This is a genomic window from Dyella terrae, from assembly GCF_022394535.1.
Taxonomy (GTDB): Bacteria; Pseudomonadota; Gammaproteobacteria; order Xanthomonadales; family Rhodanobacteraceae; genus Dyella.
The window spans coordinates 3,709,954-3,728,576 of record NZ_CP089414.1; the positions used below are offsets into that span (position 1 = coordinate 3,709,954).

Below are 18,623 nucleotides of genomic sequence, written 5' to 3' on the forward strand. Positions count from 1 at the left end.
GCACTGCACAACACACGCACCCACTCCCACTATTTCTCACGCTTGCTCACGCAGCCCACGCAATCGCACGCAAGCCCTTGTGAGCAAGCCAGCGAATTCCAAAAAAGACCTGCTCGCGCTGTTGACGGAACGGACGTCACGCCCGCAGAGTGTCGGAACTTCCCTAGAACTACCGATGCCAGGCCGCATGAACGACGGAGCCTCGAAAACAAACGCCCGAACGCCCGATCGCGCGTGGCATGTCGGCGTGCTGGAAGACGACGCGCAATTGCGCGAAGGCATCATCATTCCAGGGCTTCGTTACTTCGGTTTTCAGGTGACGGGCGCGGGTTCGGTGGCGGAGCTGTATCGCCACATGTTGAGCAGGCGTTTCGACATGGTGGTGCTGGATATCGGCCTGCCTGACGACAGCGGTCTCAATGTGGTGAAACACCTGCGCGAAATTTCCACGCTTGGCATCGTCATGCTGACCGGAAACACAGGCATGGACGACCACGTCACTGCGCTGACGCGCGGCGCGGATGCGTTCCTCAACAAACCGGTAAACATCGAGGTGCTGGCCGCCACCTTGCACAGCGTGGGGCGCCGCCTTGTCGGCGTGGCTGGAGCGGGCGGTGCGGTGACGACGTCAGCGGGCTTGGGCCGCTGGCGGCTGGATACCGACGACTGGTGCCTGGTCACCCCCGTGGGGCAGGCGCTACCGCTGACCGCGCCGGAGCGTTGCATCCTGCGTGTGCTGATGGCGGTGCGCGGTGAGCCGGTGTCGCGCGAAAAACTGATCAGCGCGTTGACCTCCGACATTTATGAGTTCGACCCGCACCGCCTGGAAATGATGGTGCACCGGCTCCGCCGCAAAGCGCAGGATGCCGCGGGCCAACCGCTGCCGTTGCTCACGTCGCGCGGGCAGGGGTATCTCTTCGCCAGCGATGCTTGATTTTTTTCGTCCGTATGGACGTCCATTCAAAGCGGTATCGTTGATTCATCATGGAGCGGCAGGCGGATGACGAAGGCCGTTCCCTGCATCGGTGTGCTGGTGACGTCGATGACGCCGTGCGCGGCATCCACCATGCTGGACACCACGGAAAGGCCCAGCCCGGTACCGCGCCCGAACGGTTTGGTGGTGTAGAACGGCTCGAATACTTTGGCGCGGACGTCATCGCTCATGCCGACGCCCGAATCGGCTAGCGCGAGCTTCAGCATGGGTGGCGTGCCATCGCTTTCCAATCGCAAGGTAAACAAGCCGCCCTCGGGCATGGCATCTCGCGCGTTCGCGGCGATGTTAAGGATCATGAGTTCGAACTGGCCGCGATCAAGCTGCAAAAGCAGCTCGCCGGGCGATGCCTGGATGTCGAGCTGGATGTAGTTGCCCAGCAGTTGGTGCAGCATCGGCTCGAGTTCTGCTACGGCGGTCGCGGCGTCGAATACTTGGCTGACGCCTACTTCCTGCCGGCTGAAATTGAGCAATTTCCGGCTGATGGTGAGCGCGCGCAGCGCGGCCAGTTCGATGCCTTGCATGGCGTTGAGCAAGGCGGGTGTGCCCAGGTCGGCCAACTGCTCGCGTTGCGAGGCGTAGCCCAGTACCACGTTCAACACATTGTCGAAGTCATGGGCGACGCCACTAGCGGCGCGCCCGATGGCATCGAGCTTCTGCGAGTGGATCAACTGGTTCTGCGTGCGCTCGCGTTCCTCCATTTCCTGCTTCAGTCGCTCGTTGGCGCGGGCGAGCGCTTCGCCGCGCTGCAATGCGTCGGACAACATTTGGCGTAGGGCACGCGTGGTGCAGTCGATGGCATAGGCGACAAGGATGTAGGCGACCAGAAGCATGGGCAGCGCATGGAATGCCCACCAAAAATCCTTGGTTGCGCCGGGTAGCCAAAGCGCATCGGCGAGCTGTCCCAGCGCAAAGCAGCCGACGATGGCGGTGAACACGGTCCATAACGTGCGCCTACCGAGCACTACGCCTGCAATCGCCAGCAGTAGCGTCGGCGATGGGTCGGGTGGCGCATGGCGATAGCCGGTGGTTGCAAAATTGCCGGCCAACGTAAGCAGGTACACGCAAAGAAACAGCTGAATGCCACGGTTGAAGTGACCGCGCCGGATCATCAGTACACCGATCCATGCGCCCATGGTGAGGGCAATGTCTGCGATGAGATCGGTGATGTCGGCAGCCGACCACACCGTTGGCAATGCAGCGCTGGGTTCGGCATAGATGTAGTACAGGCGAACCAGCAACGCCTGCAGTCCGACCGCCATCATCAGGATCTGGACGAAGCGGGCGTTTAAACGATCAACAGGATCCCTTGTTGGTGCACGGTCCAGCCACTCCCTGACGGCCCGTAGTCCTGGAATGGTCACGCACTCCCCCAGAAAACGAACAACAATCGCCGCGTTTTTCCGATCCCCATCGGTAGACGCGACCTGAAGACCCCATTCTTCCGCGCTTGTCACGCGTGAGCAAGAGAAAATGTTGGTGAGGTTGGAGAGCTGCGTGCTGCTGGTGTGGGAGCGTGCGTGACTTGCCTGCTGACCTCACTGAATCTCCGGACGGCATCACACCAACGGGGCGCACTGCGCCTCATTCAACAGGTCGCCGCAGGTGAGCGTCGACGGGATCGGCTTTGGGGAGATCGCCGACCGTCGTGCCGTGGAAGCGGTTACGCAGCTAGCGGCCATTCGGGGAGGAATCGGGTGAATACGATCTACAGCAAGATCTGGAACTCGGCGCTGGGCGCCGTGGTGGTGGCTTCCGAGCTCGCACGTATGGCGGGCAAGGGACGTCAGCGTAGGGCGCGCACGCTCACTGTCACAGGTGTGCTCGTGCTGAGCATGGCCATGGCGAACGGTGTGCAGGCGGGGGTGACGCTGCCCACTGCGACGCCACCGACCACCACGCCCGCCAGTGGCACCACGACGACCGTGGTGGATCCCACTGGCGCCGTCGCAATTTCCGGTCCCGCCAGTGGCGGTACGACGACGGCATCGACCGCCGGCAGTAACGATGTCGCCGTGGGTTCCGGCGCAGTGACGTTGGGCAGCAATGGCACGGCGGTGGGCGCGGGTGCGCAATCGCAGGGTGACAACGGCACCTCGTTGGGTGCCGCCGCCAATGCCGTGGGTAACGCGGCCGTGGCAGTAGGCGCCAACGCCACCGCCACGGGTGCGAACAGCACGGCGGTCGGTACCGGCGCGCAGTCGCAAGGCGACAACGGCACGGCGGTGGGTAGCGCTGCCAACGCGGTGGGTAACGCCGCTGTCGCTGTGGGTGCGAATGCCACGGCGACCGGCATGAACAGTGTGGCGCTCGGTGCAGGCGCTGCTGCAGCGACGGATAGCAGTATGGCTTCGGGGCAGGGCGCGCAGGCGACGGGCTCGGCGGCCATGGCCATGGGCGCGGCCGCCGGCGCAACCGGCTCCAACAGCATGGCGCTGGGTCAAGGCGCGCAGGCGACGGCGAGTAACAGCATCGCGCTCGGCAACAGCACGGTGGCCGCCAGCTCCAGTTCCATCGCCATGGGCAGCAGTGCCAGCGTTACGGGGGTCTCCAGCAGCGTGGCGATCGGCCCGGGTGCGTCGATCACCAACCAGACGTTGGCGGGCACCACGGCGTTCGGTTTCTACCGCAACGATGTTGCGATGGGTAACGGTGCCTCTCTGTATGCGGCGACGAGTTCCGTGGCGATCGGTGCACAGTCGTTCGTCGGTGATACGTCTGCGACGCCTGCGCTGGTGACCTCTGCTACGGCGGTGGGTGTTGGCTCCAGCGTGCAGGCCTCCTATGGCACTGCGATTGGTGACATCGCTAGCACGTCAGGTACATACGCCACCGCAGTGGGCTACGGTGCGAGCAGCGTCGGCAATACAGCATCTGCGTTCGGCAGCGGCGCGAGCGCGTTCGGTGCGGGTTCCACGGCGCTTGGCGGAAATGCTCAGGCCAATGGCGCGGGTAGCATTGTCATCGCGGGTGGCGGCAATGGAGGCGGTGCTTACTCCGGCCCCAATTCGCCCAATACCGTGGTGATCGGCAACAGCGCCGAAGCGGTGGAAACGACAGACAGCAATGGCAACGCGCAGTTGGTGAGCAACAGCGTAGTGATCGGCAGCAACGCCATCTCGTATGGCGGCTTGAATGGCATCGCCATCGGCAATACCGCTGGCGTGGCGCAGGGCAGCATCGACGCTATCGGCATCGGTACGCGTGCCATCGGTTACGGCGAAGGCTCAGTGGCCATGGGTGCAGGCTCTTATGCCATCGGGCCGGGTTCGACTGCCGTAGGTGGATGGTTGGACATCAATGGAACCGGCGTCGTTACCGGCGCAGGTTCTGGCACTACGGTTTCGCCTGGCGTGGGTTCCAGCGCGTTTGGTGCCGGTGCGGAGTCGATCGGCGATTTCAGTGTGGCCATGGGCGCGGGTGCCACGGCGGCGGGTAGTTCAACGGGCTATCCCAACGCCAATCGTGCGGGTTACACCAATGCGGATCAAACCGCGGGCGCTATTGCCATTGGCTACGAAAGCTATACCAACGGCGATGGCAGCGTCGTGATCGGTCGTAATGCGCTCGCCAATGGATCACCTGATGGCAGCCTGATCAACGGCACGGCCATCGGTTCGCAAAGCGTGGCCTGGGGCACCGGCGCCGTCGCTATCGGCAGCAGCGCGGTCGCTGCGTGGACCAACGATCAGGCCATGGGCACCAATGCCTACGCGGGCGGTGGCACGGGTACGAACAACATGGCTATCGGCAATGGCGCGACGGCCGGTGACGCCTTGCGTGGCACCGAGAACAGCCAGAACCCGCCGCTGCCTCTGCCGAATATCAGTGACACGATAGCCATTGGCGCCTCGTCCAGCGCCACAGCCAATCAAGCGATGGCGCTTGGCGTGAGTGCGTCGGCGGCTGGCGTGCAGGCGCAGGCATTCGGTAACAACGCCATCGCCAATGGCGTTCAGAGCATGTCCAACGGATACATGGCCGATGCCGAGGGTGACTACTCGATGGCTCAGGGCTCGGGTGCCTATGCCGCGGGTACGGGTGACGTTGCGCTCGGTAGCGGTGCAGTGGCAACGGGTGCCAATGGCATGGGGACTGCCGTGGGCTATGGCGCAACGGTGACGGCACAGAACGCCGTGGCGATCGGTGCGAACTCAGTGGCTGATCGCGACAACGCGGTGTCGGTGGGTGCGGCGGGTGCGGAACGCCAGATCATCAACGTCGCTGCGGGCACGCAAGCGACCGATGCGGTGAACCTGTCACAGCTGCAAGCGGCGGGGTTGGTGGATGGCAACAACAATCCGCTCACGGCGGTGACTTACGACGACGCCACCAAGGCGGGCATCACGTTGCAAGGTGCCAACGGCACGCAGATCCACAACGTCGCTGCTGGCGTAGCACCGATGGATGCGGTGAACATGGGTCAGTTCACCAGCGCGACCAGCACCATCAACGGCGAGCTGTCGACGCTCACCACCGACTTCACCACGCTGACCCAGCAACTGGGCGCGGGCGGTGGCGGCATGCCCGGCACCTTCGCGGTGAACGGCCAGGGTGGCAGCATGACCAACGCCAGTGCCAACGGCGCCAATACGGTGGCGATCGGCAATGGCGCAGCGGTCGGTACCGGTGTCAGTGGTGACAACGGCACGGCGGTCGGCGGCGGGGCACTCGCGCACGGTCCCAATGACACCGCCTTCGGTGGCAACGCCAAGGTAAATGCCGACGGCAGTACCGCCGTGGGCGCCAACACCACCATTGCTGCTGCAGCGACCAATGCAGTGGCAGTGGGTGAAAGCGCGTCGGTGACAGCGGCTTCGGGCACGGCGGTTGGTCAGGGTTCGTCCGCCAGCGCCACCAATGCAGTGGCACTGGGTCAAGGGTCGGTGGCTAATCAGGCCAACACCGTATCGGTGGGTACGGCCACCAACCAGCGCCAGATCGTCAACGTGGCCGCCGGCGTGAATGCTACCGATGCCACCAACGTCGGGCAGGTCAGTGCACAGGTGACTCAGGCACTGCAGACCGCCAAGACGTATACCGATGCGTCATCGCAGCAGGCGGTGCAGTCGGCCAATGCGTATACCAACCAGGCCATTGCCAATTACGACGCAAACTCCGGCATCGGTGCGCTGCGTCAGGAAATGAATGATCAGTTCAACAACGTCAACCAGCGACTCGATCGCGTCGGTGCGATGGGATCGGCGATGGCGCAGATGACGGCAAACACATCGAACCTTGCGGGCGACAACCGCGTGGGCTTCGGCGCCGGCAACTACAACGGCCAGGGGGCATTCGCTGTCGGCTATCAGCGCGCGTTCGCCAGCAGCCACGCCAGTGTGTCCGTGGGTGCTTCGGTGTCGGGTTCCGAAACATCCGTCGGCGTTGGCGGCGGTTTCAGCTGGTAAGGCGAAAGGGCGCCGCATGGCGCCCTTTCCATGCCCATCAAATTGGAGAGATATGCATGAATCGTCTAACACTTGGCCGCATGGCCGTCCTGGCTGCGGCACTGGGTTTTTCCACGGCGCACGCCGCATCGATCGTCACCAGCACCGGCGCCACCATCAACGCATCGACCATGGGTGCGAATGACACGATCGACGCCTTTATCGTCACCTATCGCGACGGCACCGCCGAACGCAGCAACGCCAATGCCGTCGAGCAGAATATCGGCGTGGCCGTGACGCGCGCGAAGCTCGACGCGGCATCGCAGAAAGCCACACCCTCGAACGCCGTCAGCGTGCAGTGGAAGCGCAAGCTCGGCATCGGCGCCGATGTGGTACACACCAGTCGCAAACTGAGCCGCAATGAAGCAGTGGCGCTGATGCAACAGATCGCTGCCGATCCGGCTGTGGCGCACGTCGAGCCCGACGTGCGCATGCACATCGTCAAGGACATCGCGGCCAGCACAGTAAAGCCGGATGCCGTGGGCACCAGCACGCCCAACGATCCGTACTTCTCCTATCAGTGGCACATGCGTCCCGGCACCGGTACGGTGGAAACCATCGGTACCGACACGACCGGCTACGCTAACTATGGCGGCAGCAACGCGTCCGCCGCATGGCTGAACTACGACGGCACCGGCGTGGTGGTGGCCGAGATCGATACCGGCGTAACGCAACACCCCGACCTCAACCTGGCGTTGGCGAACGCCGGTTACGATTTCATCACCGCCGCAGCGACGTCCGGCCGCGCCACCGATGGCCGCGTGCCGGGTGGTTGGGATACGGGGGACTGGACGACAGCGGCCATGAATTGCGGCATCGCGAACAGCAGTTGGCACGGGACGCATGTGTTCGGCACGATCGCGGCAGTCACCAACAACGGCGTGGGCGTTACGGGCGTGGCGCCGGGTTCGCAAGTCATGCCGCTGCGCGCACTAGGTCACTGCGGTGGCGCGACTTCTGATATTGCCGATGCGATCACCTGGGCCTCGGGGGGGGGCGGTGCCCAACATGCCGGCGAACCCCAGTCCCGCGCAGGTGATCAGCATGAGCCTTGGCGGTCCTGGCACCTGCGAGGCGACGGATGCTTTCGGTAGCGCCATTGCCGGTGCTATCTCGCGTGGCGTCACCGTGGTCGTAGCCGCCGGCAACAACACCGACAACACCGCGAACTACTCGCCGTCGAGCTGCCCGGGCGTGATCACCGTGTCGTCGGTGGGTATCACCGGCAAGCGCGCGTTCTATTCCAACTACGGCAGCTATGTATCGATCGCAGGACCCGGTGGCGGCATCTACGCCAACGATGATCCCACCCAGACGACGACGCCGGACGCGGGCTTCGTATGGTCCACACTCAACGACGGCACGACCGCACCCGGTAACCCGATCTACGGCGAAATGGCCGGCACCTCGCAGGCGACGCCACACGTGGCGGGCGTGGTGGCCTTGATGATCGGTGCGGTGAAGGCTGCGGGCCAGCCCGCGCTCACGCCGCTGCAGATCCAGGAGGCACTGATTTCCTCGGCCCGTGTGTTCCCCGTCAGCGAGGGTGTCGCCTTTGGTAGCGGCGTCGTCGATGCCAATGCGGCCGTGCAAGCCGCGCTGAGTCCGACCATGACGGCACTACCATCGACGCTGGTAAGCAGCACGCCGGTAACGGTGGCGGGCAATGCGGGTACATCGCTGATCTACAGCATCACGGTGCCGGCCAACGCCACCAACCTCACCATTCGCACCATCGGTGGCACGGGGGATGTGTCGTTGTACGCGAAGGTCGGCGTGCCGGTGGCACCCAACGGTTCCAACGCCGACTTCTCGTCGGCCAAGCCGAATACCAACAACGAAGCGATCGTGCAGACGACGCCGGTCACGGGCACGTGGTACGTGCGCGTGACCGGCGTCAAGACCTTCGCCAACGTGCAGCTCACCGCGAGCTACACGGCGCACTGAGAAAGGGGGCATGTCGCCCGGTTTCCCGACGGGTCCAGAACCGTCGGGAGCCGGGCGCGTGTTTTTATCAGGAGGCCGGCGTATTGAGATAGTCGAGCGTCGCCTGCAACATCGACTCCATGCCGATCTTCATCGCGCCCTCGTCCATGAAGAACTTCGGCGAATGGTTGGCCGGCGCCTTGAGTGCGTCCTGCCCGGTCGGCGTTGAGCCGACGAAGAAGTACACGCTGGGCACTTCCTTCGCGAAATAGGCGAAGTCTTCCGAGGCCATCCACGGCTTCGCCTCGATCACATGGTCGCCGCCGATCGCCTTGCCGATGCTGGTCCGTACGCGTCCCGCCAGTGCGGGATCGTTGACCAGGATCGGGTTGCTGTCGCCCACCGGGATCTGCGTATCCACCGTGGCGCCGTTCGCTGCGGCAATGTGCTCTGCGATGCTCTTGAGGTTGTCGATCGCCTGCTGGCGCATGCCGGCATCGAAGGTGCGCAGCGTGCCTTGCAGCTCCACCTGATCGGGCACGATGTTGTAGCGGGCTCCGCCTTCCACGATGCCAAAGCTGAGCACGGCGGGTAGGTCGCCGATGTTGAGCTTGCGGCTGACGATGGTCTGCGCCGCGCTGATGATCTCAGCGGAGGTGACGATGGGGTCGACGCCGTTCCACGGCATCGCGCCGTGTGTCTGCCTGCCATGCACCACCAGCTTGAACCAGTCCGAACCCGCCATGGTCGGGCCGGGACGCACCGCCACCGTACCAACGTTGAGCGAGCTGACCACATGCATGCCGAACATCGCGTCGGGCTTGAAGTCGCGGAACACGCCTTCTTTCAGCATCAGCGATGCGCCGCCTTCCTCGCCTGCCGGTGCCCCTTCTTCGGCGGGCTGGAACACGAACATCACTTCGCCGGGCAAATCTTTCTTCATGCCGGCGAGCACGGTGGCGAGGCCGAGCAGCATCGCGGTATGCGAGTCATGACCACAGGCATGCATCACGCCGACCTGCTTGCCGCGGTACTCGCCCTTGGCTTTGGAAGCGAAGGGAAGATCTACCTCTTCGGTGACGGGCAACGCGTCCATGTCGGCGCGGATGGCGAGCTTCGGTCCCGGCTTGCCACCTTTGAGGATACCGACCACGCCGGTATGCGCGATGCCTGTGTGCACTTCCAGGCCCAGCTTCTTCAGCTGCGCCGCGACGAGGGCGGAGGTACGTGTTTCGCGGTTGCTGAGTTCCGGATGCTGGTGGATATCGCGCCGCCATGCAGTGACCTGCGGCAGCTCACCCTGCACGAGTTGCGTGGTATCGGCGGCGTGGGCCGTGCCAGCGATGACGGTGGCAACGGCCAGGGCGAGCGAGGTCAGGCGCATGGGATGTCTCCGCGTAAGGAACCCTGATCCTGGCAAGACGGATCAGCTTGCGTGGGTGCGCAGCACCATCGCACCGGCAGGCTACTCCGACCAAGGTCGATAGCCCGAAGAGCGCCGCAAACCCAGTGCTATGCTCGGTTCCCGACCCCAGAGAACCCTGTCATGTCCGGTGCGAGCTACGTCCACGGTGTCAGTTCGCAGCCGCTGCTTGGCGAGACGATCGGCACGTTGCTGGATCGCATCGCTGCGACTCATCCGGAGCGGCCGGCACTGGTGGTGCGCTCACAGGGCATCCGCCTCGATTACCGACAGTTTCATGCGGAAGTCGAACGCGTTGCCGCCGGGTTGCTTTCATTGGGACTTCAACGCGGCGATCGCGTCGGCATCTGGGCGCCGAATCGCGCCGAGTGGGTGGTGTTGCAGTTCGCGGCGCCGAAGGCGGGGCTGATCCTGGTCAACATCAACCCGGCCTATCGCCTGCACGAGTTGGAGTACGCGCTCAATAAGGTGCGCTGCCGCGCCTTGGTATTGCCGCGTCGCTTCAAGACCTCGCATTACCTGGACATGCTGATGGAGCTGGCGCCGGAGATCGCGGTGGCGACAGCGGGCGAGTTGCAGTCCGAGCGCCTGCCGTCATTGCGCGAGGTCATTCTGCTCGACGACGAAGCCGTGCCGGGCACGCGGCCGTGGCGCGAACTGGCAGCGCGCGCCGACGATGAATCGATGGCTCACTTGCGCGCCACGGAAAGCCAACTCGGTTTCGACGACCCGGTGAATATCCAGTTCACCTCCGGCACTACCGGCGCGCCTAAAGGGGCGACGCTCACGCATCACAACATCGTCAACAACGGTTTTTTTATTGGCGCCGCGATGCGTCTTACCGAGCAGGACCGGCTGTGCATTCCCGTGCCTTTCTACCACTGCTTCGGCATGGTGCTGGGCAATCTCGCCTGCGTGACCCACGGCGCGTGCATGGTGATTCCGGGTGAAGGTTTCGACGTGCTGGCCACGCTGGAGGCGGTGCAGGAAGAGCGCTGCACGGCCTTACACGGTGTACCCACCATGTTCATCGCAGAGTTGGAGCATCCCGAGTTCGGTCGCTTCGATCTCAGCTCGTTGCGCACCGGCATCATGGCCGGTTCGCCGTGTCCCATCGAGGTCATGCGCCGCGTGGTGAGCGAGATGCATATGAGCGAAGTCACCATCGCCTACGGCATGACGGAAACCAGCCCGGTGAGTTTCCAATCCACCACCGATGATCCGTTGGAGCGGCGCGTCAACAGCGTAGGCCGCATTCATCCGCACGTGGAAGTGAAACTGGTGGATGAACGCGGACGTATCGTGCCGCAAGGATCACCCGGTGAGTTGTGCACGCGCGGTTACTCCGTGATGCTCGGTTATTGGGAAGACGAGGCGCTAACCCGCGAGGCCATCGACGAAGCACGCTGGATGCACACCGGCGATCTCGCCGTGATCGACGAGGCGGGCTACTGCACCATCGTTGGTCGCCTCAAGGACATGATCATCCGCGGTGGCGAGAACATCTATCCACGCGAGATCGAGGAGTTCCTCTATACCCATCCCAAGGTGCAGGACGTGCAGGTGTTCGGTGTGCCGGATGAAAAATTCAGCGAGCAGGTATGCGCGTGGATTCGCCTGCGCGAAGGCTGCGAAGCTAGCGAGGCGGAGATCCAGAGCTACTGCCGCCATCATCTGGCGTACTTCAAGGTGCCGCACTACGTGCGCTTCGTCGACACCTTTCCGATGACGGTGACGGGCAAGGTGCAGAAGTACCTGATGCGCGAAGCCATGGTGGAGGAACTGGGTCTGCCGGTCGCCTGATCAGGGCGGCGGAGGGGTATTACTCGCCCCAGCGCACCGCCCGTCGCGACGGCATGCCCTGATGCGCGTCCAGCCACGCCGGCACGTCACCCGAGGGCAACGGGTAGGCGATGTGGAAACCCTGGGCCTCGTCGCAGGCCATACCCAGCACGCTTTCGTAGATGCTGGATGTCTCTACGCCTTCGACCACGACGCGGAAACCCATATTGCGCGCCAAGTCCGCGACGGAGCGGACAATGGCTTCGTCGTGTGGGCTGGTGCCCATGCCGCGCACGAAGGATTGGTCGATCTTCAAGCTCGTTGCTGGCATTTGCCGCAATGCGGCCAGATTGCTGTAGCCCGTGCCGAAATCGTCGATAGCGATGCCCGCGCCGAGCTGGCGGATGGCAGTGAGGTGACGTCGCGTGATGGCGCTGTGTTCCATCAACGTGCTTTCGGTGAACTCCAGTTCCAACGAGTCGAGCCCGATCTTGTGGCGCTCGGCGACGGCGCGTAGGCGGCCCACAAGGTCGGCACCCAGGTCACTGCTGGAAACATTGAGCGAGAGTTTGATGTCGTGGCCGGCGTGCCGCCATACGGCGAGCTGCGCAAGGCTGCGCTCCATGACCCATTGCGTGAGCGAGTGCATTAAACCAGCGCGCTCGGCCAGCGCCACGAAATGTGAGGGCGGCACGGAGCCCAGCGTGGGATGGTGCCAGCGTGCAAGGGCTTCCAACGCGACGCAGCGGCCGGTGTCCAGATCGATGCGCGGCTGATAGTGCAGATCCAGCTCCGCACCCTCATCGAGCGCCGCAGCCAGTTCGGTAACCAGCAAAAATTCCTGCCGTTGCTGCTCATCCTGCAAGCGGTTGTAGACCGCCCATCCGCGTGGACTCTGCTGCGCCGCATAAGACGCATTCATCACCAGCCGCAACGGATCACCGCCGCGCAGTTCAGTCGCGTTGATCTTCAGCAGGCCCACACCCGGTTGAATGGTCAGCGGGATGCCGAGACAGTCGAATGGCTGGCGCAGGCGTTTGACCAGGTCGTCCAGACGTGTGGTGTCATCGAGCAGATGATGATCAGGTAGCACCGCCGCGAAGCGCGTGGCGCCGACCTGATAGAGATGGGTGCCAGGGGGAATCCACGCCTGTACGCGCGCGGCCACGCCGCGCATCAGTTCGTCGGCATAGGCATGGCCCATGGCGCGGATGAAGGCGTTGAAGCGCTGCACCGGCGCCACGTCGACGGCCATCACCCAGGCGTGAGCCGCACCTTCGTCCAGATGTTTGCGCAGGTCGTCGAAGAACGCATAGCGATGCGGCAGTTGCGTGATGGGGTCGGTACGGCCGAGATAGCTACGCAGCACCACGCCGGTGCCGATCAGCGTCGCAGCATCGCGCAGAGCGGTTTGTTCGCTTTCGCTCAGCGCGGCGCGTGGTTGCGCATCCATCACACACAGCGCGCCGATATGCTGGCCGGTCAATGTGCCGACTGGCTCGCTGGCGAAGAAACGGATGGGTCCCGGTCCCGCGGTCAACGGCGGTACGGCATCGCGCAGGCGCTCGTCGTCAAGCGCATCGAGCACGACCTGCGGCGCAAGACTGCGCGCCGCCCGGAGCAACAAGGGATGCAGTGTGCGCGGGCCATCGGCAGGTACTTCATTGCCATCGGCAAACCAGTAAGCCGAGCCACTATTGAGCACCAGCGCCACCAACGGCACGCCGAGCGAGCGCGTGAGCAGACGCACCACGGCGTCGAACCCTGGCACGGCGAAACTTTCGGCTGAAGTCGCCTGTTCCGGGCGCAGTCCGACGCCAGGCGCAGAAGCCTGATGCCCAGCCGCGTGCTGCCCCGGACCCCATTCCGTGGTCGTGCGCATCACGTCATTGTCCCCTACGGGCCTGTGTGGTCCCGCTATGCATGCGAGGCTACTCCAGCCGCTCTGCCCATCGCAATGAGGCCAATGTATGTATGACGCCGTGTCGCGATTGCCTGCGACACGTAACGGTCACATGGCGATCACTACTTGATGCTGAAGTCGATCTCGACGGGATAGGGCGAAGGCTTGGCCGGCGGCGCGGGTAGCGTGAGGCCGGTGAAATGGCTCGCCATACATTTGGCCACGGGGATCTCGGGCTGCACCGTGATGTTGGCGAGACGCCCGTCAGTCGTGACGTCGGCCACCAAGGTGAAGGGGGACTTGTCCTGCGGCTGCGTGCCGGCAAGGCAAGCCTTGTAGGCGTCGGTGGTCGCGTTGCCGATGCGGTCCCACATCTGCTTTTGATAGGCCGGTCCGGTGGCGTCGCCTTCGGCCAGCTTGGCCTGGGTCACTCGCGCGTGGAAATCCGCGCCGGCGGTGGGACTCAGTTGCAGGGCGATGGCGAGGAGGATCGGCATGGTGGTTCCATGGGTGGTGGTGGCGGCACGTTAGCAGGTGCGGTGTTGGGTGGTTTGCGGTTTTGTTGGAGGTGTTGTTGTAGTTGGTGCTCGAGGGTTGGGGTGAGGGGTCAATCTAGCCCCATCGTTTGTTTCGTCATCCCTGCGAACCCCAAAAAAGGGGGCAAGGGCCGGAAGCGCTTTTCAACAGCCGAATGGCTGGTCATCCAGTGACTTTGCTTTCGGTTGTCGCGTGGTCTTGACTTGGCTCGCCTGCGGCGGGCTTTCGCCCTCCTACCGGAGGCCGAGTCACTTTCTCTTGCATGCCCAAGAGACAGTAACCGAAGAGAAGGGCACCCCGGATGAGTCGCCTTCCGGGCTACGCCCTCCAGGTACGCGGGCGGGTTCCGGGCTTTTCGACGGGGCTCCTGCCCCGGCGAAAGGAATCGGCATCCATGCCGATTCCCCTGCGGGCCTTTTCTCCACCCGCCCGCCGACTCATACGGGGCCCTGGAAGATCAAAAGCTGTAAGCAGACGGCTCGTGCAGCGTTGCTGCACATCGCATCGCGGTGGGTCGCGTTGCTGCGGCTTTGGGGCGCAAAGCCAAAGCAGAAGAGAAAGGTGATGTCGTTAGATGGCTAACTCTTCTTAGCAGTCGGGAGGTATTGCATCCCGTTTCACTAGCCGCAGCGATCGGAAAGCGCAGCGAAGCCCGCTTTAAGTCCTCTCCGCATCGACGCAATGTGCAGCTCTGCTGCACGAGCCGTGCGCTCTCGCTCTCGCTTTTGATGTACCGGGCCCCCTGTGCGGCGGTGAGGGGTGGACGATCAGGCCCGCAGGGGGATCGGCAAGGATGCCGATCCCTTTTCGCCAGGGCAGGAGCCCTGTCGAAAAGCCCGGCCGCCCCTCACGAACTGGCCGGCTTCACCGGCCAGCGCCAAGTGGGGGTGCCTTTTCTTCGGGTAACTTTTCTTCGGGCAAGCAAAGAAAAGTGACTCGGCCTCCGGTAGGAGGTCGAAACGCTCGCCGCGTAGGCGGCCAGATCGCCGTAGCGCGACAACCAAACGCAAAGTCACTGGATCCCTGCCTTCGCAGGGATGACCGTTTCATCGAAACGGTAAGGCGAGCACCCACCCCTCACCCCAACCCTCTCCCCTGAGGGGCGAGGGAGCACGACTGAGGCGCGCTTAGAGCGATCCGCAACAACGCGCATCAACTACGACAAATGCTCACTCGCGAGATATTCCTCACTCTGCATCTCAATCAACCGCGACTCCGTACGACCAAACTCCGCACGCAGCCGCTCACCGTCATACAACTCCGTAATCGGCGCAGCAGCGGACAAGATCAACTTCACTTTGCGATCGTAAAACTCATCCACCAACAACACGAAGCGCCGCGCCGCATCGTCGGTATAAACGGTGAACTGCGGCACGTTGGAAACAATCACGGCAGGGCCAGCCTTAGCCAGCTCAATGTAGTCGGACACAGCGCGTGGGCCTTCGCACAGTGCGGCGAAATCGAACCACAGGATATTGCGCGCGCGCTTGCGCACGGGAATGGGGCGGTCGTTGACGATGATGTCGCCACCGTCCTGCACCGTGCCTTCAGCCTGCGTGGTGAAAATGCGGGAGAGGGCGCGCTCGGCCTCCGGGCCCGGTGGGGTCTGGTATACCGCCGCTTGCGTGAGTGCGCGCAGGCGCCAGTCGTGCGAGGAGATCATCTGCACCACGCGGCAGTGCTTTTCGATCATCGCGATGGCCGGCAGGAAGCGGGCGCGCTGCAGGCCGTCTTTGTAGAGGTTTTCTGGTGCGGTGTTCGAGGTCGTCACCAGTGCCACACCGCGCTCGAACAGCGACTGCAGCAGCGTGCCCAGGATCATCGCGTCGCCGATATCGTTCACCAGGAACTCGTCCAGGCACAACACGCGACAGCGCGAGGCGATGTTAGTGGCGACTTCGATCAGCGGATCCTGTCGCTCGCCAAGTTCGCGCAATTGCTCCTGCACCTCGCCCATAAAGCGGTGGTAGTGCCGGCGCAGCGCCATGCCTTGCGGCAGACTTGCCACGAACATGTCCATCAGGAAGGTCTTGCCGCGACCCACGCTGCCCCATAGGTACAGGCCCTGCACGCCTTCGCGCGTGTCGTTGCCGAGCAGCGATTTCAGACGGCCAAACAGGCCGCTGCCGTTACCGCTGGCGGCTGCCGCGATGAGTTCGGCATGCATGCGGTCGAATTCAGGCAGCAGCGCTTGTTGTGCGGGGTCGGCTTCCCAGCGGTGCGCGCTGACGCCTTCGTGATAACGCGCACTGGGCGCGAGCGGGACGGAGTTACTCATGGGTACGGCGGACTCTTCGGATGCTCCGTGGGGACGCGGAGCATCGAACGGGGGGAGGGTAGGGCATCAATCCTGACGCAGCGGCGGCAGCCACGGCTGCACGGCGTGCTTGATGGCGCCGCGCAGATCCATCAGGCGACGGTGGAAGAAGTGGCTGGTTTCCGGCATGCGCACCAGTTCGGGTTTTTGGTCCATGCCGTCGATCCAGTCGAACACGGCCTGCGGGTCGACCACTTCGTCTTCCTCGCCCTGCACTACCAGCCAGGGGCAGGTGGGCAGTTGGATGTCTTCGAATGGCCAGCGGCCGGCCGGGGGCGCGATGCTGATCAACGCATCGGCGCGCAAACGCACTGCGTTGCGGATGGACACGTAGCTGCCAAACGAGAAGCCCGCCAGCCACAGCGCGTCGTTCGGGCGCAGCCGGCGCACCCAGGCGGCTACGGCGGCGAGGTCGTCGCCTTCGCCGTTGCCGTGGTCGTATGTGCCTTCTGACTCGCCAGTACCGCGGAAATTGAACCGGACGGTGTCCAGCCCCGACTCGCGCAGCGAGCGCTCCACCATCGTCACCACTTTGTTGTGCATGGTGCCGCCCTGCAGCGGGTGCGGATGGCAGATGATGGCGGTGCCGCGGCGTGCCTCTTCGGGCACGGCCACGTCGCTCACAGCTTCGAGCTTGCCCGCAGGCCCTTCCAGCGCGAAGCTGGCAGCCTGCTCAGGAAAACGGTCGGGTTGGGTAGGGATCATGACGGGGTTCATAAACACGATGATAACCGCCATGTGCCCCGGACGTTCGGGCGGACGGCGATGAATCATCTTGCGCATACATTGCTGGCGGGTGACGACGACCTGCTGCGGCTAGGCGGCTTGATGGGCGATTTCGTCCACGGTCAGCCCGATCCGGCGCTCCCGGCGAGGCTGATCGCCGGTATACGCCTGCATCGCGCGATCGACGTCTACACCGACAGTCATCCCGTGGTGGCGGAGGCACGCACACTGCTGCCGGCACCGTATCGCCGCTACGGCGGCATCCTGTTGGACATGTGGTTCGACCATTTGCTCGCGCGCGACTTTCCGCGTTGGAGTGATCAATCGTTGGACGCCTATTCGGCGGGCGTGCGCGAACTGCTCTATCGTCACGAGTCGCTGTTGCCGCCGGGCTTGTTGCGTTTCCGGCACTACATGGATGCGCATGCGCTGCCGGCAGGCTATGCGCGACCGGAGGAAATGGGCGCGGCGTTTGATGGCATCTCCCATCGCTTGCGGCGAGCCAACCCAGTGGGGGAGGCGTTGCCCGTGTTGGTGGGGCTGGACCGGCCGCTGCAGGCGACGTTCGAGACGTTCTTTCCCGAACTGAAGCAGTTCGCCGCGCAATGGATTGAGGCGAATTAGTCGCACAGCAGTCGTTCGCCCACGTAATCCACGAACGCGCGCAGCTTGGGCAGCATGTGCCGCCCTGATGGCCACAACAGGTAGAACGTGCCGCACACCTGGGCGTATTCGTCCAATACAGGCACCAGTTCGCCCGATGCCAGCGCTTTGCGCACCGCGTGTTCCGGCACGTAGGCAATGCCGCGCCCGCGCATGGCGAAGCAGACGCGGGTATCCACGTCGTTGCACACCATGGCGATGGGCACCTCGACCGCCGGCGGCACCGGCCACGCCTCCAGCTTGCCGCTGGTGGGGAAGCGGTAATGCAGACAGTCGTGTTGCGTCAGGTCAGAAGGGATGGTCGGCGTACCCCGGCGTGCCAGGTATTCAGGCGACGCGACCAGCAGTCGCCGGAATGTGCCAACGCGCCGGGCGATGAGGCGCGAGTCGCTCGGCACGCCAACGCGTAGCACGGCATCGAAACCTTCTTCGATCACATCGACGAGACGATCGTCGAAATCCAGGTCCAGCCGCACGTGCGGATAGGCTTCCATGAAGTCGGAGAGCACCGGCAGCACCAGGCCACTGACCAGCGGCAGGCTGACCCGCAGGGAGCCGCGGGGTTCGGCGAACTGGCTGTGCAGCTCCGCTTCGGCCAGTTCCAATTCACCCAGAATGCGCCGGCTGCGCGCCAAGAACTGTTGTCCCTCGGCCGTCAGCGCGATGCTGCGCGTGCTGCGGTGAAACAGGCGCACGCCCAACTGCCCTTCCAGCCGCGAGACGGCCTTACCCACGGCCGAGGCCGAGACGCCCTGCAGGCGGCCGGTTTCCACAAAACTCAGGTTGTCGGCGACCTGCGCGAAGGTCTGCAGCAGGCCCAGGCTGTCCACGTTCATGGATTGCGGAACTCCAGGTCCGTAAAGCCACGAACTCTACCCGTCTTTTTCCGTGGATGCGCGGTATCTAAG

The 18,623-nt window shown here is 63.9% G+C and carries 13 protein-coding genes; 6 read left to right on the forward strand and 7 right to left on the reverse strand.

The window, feature by feature from the left end; translation table 11 throughout:
- Positions 1-187: 187 nt before the first annotated feature.
- Positions 188-934: a response regulator transcription factor gene (locus tag DYST_RS16250; RefSeq protein WP_239946657.1), complete on the forward strand. Its 747-nt coding sequence runs from the start codon at positions 188-190 to the stop codon at positions 932-934.
- Between the two features lie 26 nt (positions 935-960).
- Here the strand turns inward: DYST_RS16250 and DYST_RS16255 are convergent, their stop codons facing one another.
- Positions 961-2,256, reverse strand: a complete 1,296-nt coding sequence (locus DYST_RS16255) for a sensor histidine kinase (protein ID WP_102301771.1) — start codon at positions 2,254-2,256, stop codon at positions 961-963.
- Positions 2,257-2,688: 432 nt separating this feature from the next.
- Here DYST_RS16255 and DYST_RS16260 point away from each other — a divergent pair, with 432 nt between their 5' ends.
- From DYST_RS16260 to DYST_RS24040, 3 genes are read left to right on the forward strand one after another with little or no spacing between them, the layout of a single operon-like run.
- Positions 2,689-6,399 (forward strand): ESPR-type extended signal peptide-containing protein, encoded by a 3,711-nt coding sequence (locus tag DYST_RS16260; protein WP_239946662.1) that lies wholly within the window; start codon positions 2,689-2,691, stop codon positions 6,397-6,399.
- A 56-nt stretch (positions 6,400-6,455) separates the two neighbouring features.
- Positions 6,456-7,532 carry a S8 family serine peptidase gene (locus DYST_RS24035; protein WP_275666848.1) on the forward strand — a complete coding sequence of 359 codons (1,077 nt, stop codon included), beginning with the start codon at positions 6,456-6,458 and terminating at the stop codon, positions 7,530-7,532.
- A complete protein-coding gene (locus DYST_RS24040; protein WP_275666850.1) occupies positions 7,483-8,385 on the forward strand; it encodes a S8 family serine peptidase in 903 nt (300 codons plus the stop codon). Before DYST_RS24035 ends, DYST_RS24040 begins: the two co-directional genes overlap by 50 nt.
- 67 nt (positions 8,386-8,452) lie before the next feature.
- Here the strand turns inward: DYST_RS24040 and DYST_RS16275 are convergent, their stop codons facing one another.
- The gene (locus tag DYST_RS16275; protein ID WP_239946664.1) at positions 8,453-9,748 is read right to left on the reverse strand and encodes an amidohydrolase; all 1,296 of its coding nucleotides are present in this window, start codon (positions 9,746-9,748) and stop codon (positions 8,453-8,455) included.
- Between the two features lie 162 nt (positions 9,749-9,910).
- On the opposite strand from DYST_RS16275, the gene DYST_RS16280 reads away from it, so the two are divergent.
- A complete protein-coding gene (locus DYST_RS16280; RefSeq protein WP_239946667.1) occupies positions 9,911-11,590 on the forward strand; it encodes an AMP-binding protein in 1,680 nt (559 codons plus the stop codon).
- 19 nt (positions 11,591-11,609) lie between these two features.
- On the opposite strand, the gene DYST_RS16285 is transcribed toward DYST_RS16280, so the two are convergent.
- The 4 genes from DYST_RS16285 to DYST_RS16300 all read right to left on the reverse strand — a co-directional run bounded on the left by DYST_RS16285 (position 11,610) and on the right by DYST_RS16300 (position 17,031).
- Positions 11,610-13,451, reverse strand: coding sequence for a putative bifunctional diguanylate cyclase/phosphodiesterase (locus DYST_RS16285; protein WP_239952136.1), 1,842 nt, complete (start codon positions 13,449-13,451; stop codon positions 11,610-11,612).
- 143 nt (positions 13,452-13,594) lie between these two features.
- Complete coding sequence (locus DYST_RS16290; protein WP_239946669.1) at positions 13,595-13,969, reverse strand: peptidase C13; 375 nt, start codon at positions 13,967-13,969, stop codon at positions 13,595-13,597.
- A gap of 1,196 nt (positions 13,970-15,165) precedes the next feature.
- Positions 15,166-16,287, reverse strand: coding sequence for a cell division protein ZapE (zapE, locus tag DYST_RS16295; protein ID WP_239946670.1), 1,122 nt, complete (start codon positions 16,285-16,287; stop codon positions 15,166-15,168).
- Positions 16,288-16,353: 66 nt separating this feature from the next.
- Positions 16,354-17,031 (reverse strand): alpha/beta hydrolase, encoded by a 678-nt coding sequence (locus tag DYST_RS16300; protein ID WP_428993922.1) that lies wholly within the window; start codon positions 17,029-17,031, stop codon positions 16,354-16,356.
- A gap of 60 nt (positions 17,032-17,091) precedes the next feature.
- On the opposite strand from DYST_RS16300, the gene DYST_RS16305 reads away from it, so the two are divergent.
- A complete protein-coding gene (locus tag DYST_RS16305) occupies positions 17,092-17,676 on the forward strand; it encodes an ACP phosphodiesterase (RefSeq protein WP_239946672.1) in 585 nt (194 codons plus the stop codon).
- Here the strand turns inward: DYST_RS16305 and DYST_RS16310 are convergent.
- Entirely contained in the window at positions 17,673-18,551 is an 879-nt protein-coding gene (locus tag DYST_RS16310) for a LysR family transcriptional regulator (RefSeq protein WP_239946674.1), read from the reverse strand. The two genes, DYST_RS16305 and DYST_RS16310, sit on opposite strands and share 4 nt — an antisense overlap.
- Between the last annotated feature and the right edge of the window lie 72 nt (positions 18,552-18,623).

Excerpts from the sequence above, each read along its gene's own strand:
- DYST_RS16275 (WP_239946664.1), bottom strand. The coding sequence starts at position 9,748 with ATGCGCCTGACCTCGCTCGCCCTGGCCGTTGCCACCGTCATCGCTGGC.
- zapE (WP_239946670.1), bottom strand. The coding sequence starts at position 16,287 with ATGAGTAACTCCGTCCCGCTCGCGCCCAGTGCGCGTTATCACGAAGGC.
- DYST_RS16255 (WP_102301771.1), bottom strand. The coding sequence starts at position 2,256 with ATGATGGCGGTCGGACTGCAGGCGTTGCTGGTTCGCCTGTACTACATC.
- DYST_RS16310 (WP_239946674.1), bottom strand. The coding sequence starts at position 18,551 with ATGAACGTGGACAGCCTGGGCCTGCTGCAGACCTTCGCGCAGGTCGCC.
- DYST_RS16280 (WP_239946667.1), top strand. The coding sequence starts at position 9,911 with ATGTCCGGTGCGAGCTACGTCCACGGTGTCAGTTCGCAGCCGCTGCTT.
- DYST_RS24035 (WP_275666848.1), top strand. The coding sequence starts at position 6,456 with ATGAATCGTCTAACACTTGGCCGCATGGCCGTCCTGGCTGCGGCACTG.
- DYST_RS16285 (WP_239952136.1), bottom strand. The coding sequence starts at position 13,451 with ATGCGCACGACCACGGAATGGGGTCCGGGGCAGCACGCGGCTGGGCAT.
- DYST_RS16250 (WP_239946657.1), top strand. The coding sequence starts at position 188 with ATGAACGACGGAGCCTCGAAAACAAACGCCCGAACGCCCGATCGCGCG.
- DYST_RS16290 (WP_239946669.1), bottom strand. The coding sequence starts at position 13,969 with ATGCCGATCCTCCTCGCCATCGCCCTGCAACTGAGTCCCACCGCCGGC.
- DYST_RS16300 (WP_428993922.1), bottom strand. The coding sequence starts at position 17,031 with ATGATCCCTACCCAACCCGACCGTTTTCCTGAGCAGGCTGCCAGCTTC.
- DYST_RS16305 (WP_239946672.1), top strand. The coding sequence starts at position 17,092 with ATGAATCATCTTGCGCATACATTGCTGGCGGGTGACGACGACCTGCTG.
- DYST_RS24040 (WP_275666850.1), top strand. The coding sequence starts at position 7,483 with ATGAGCCTTGGCGGTCCTGGCACCTGCGAGGCGACGGATGCTTTCGGT.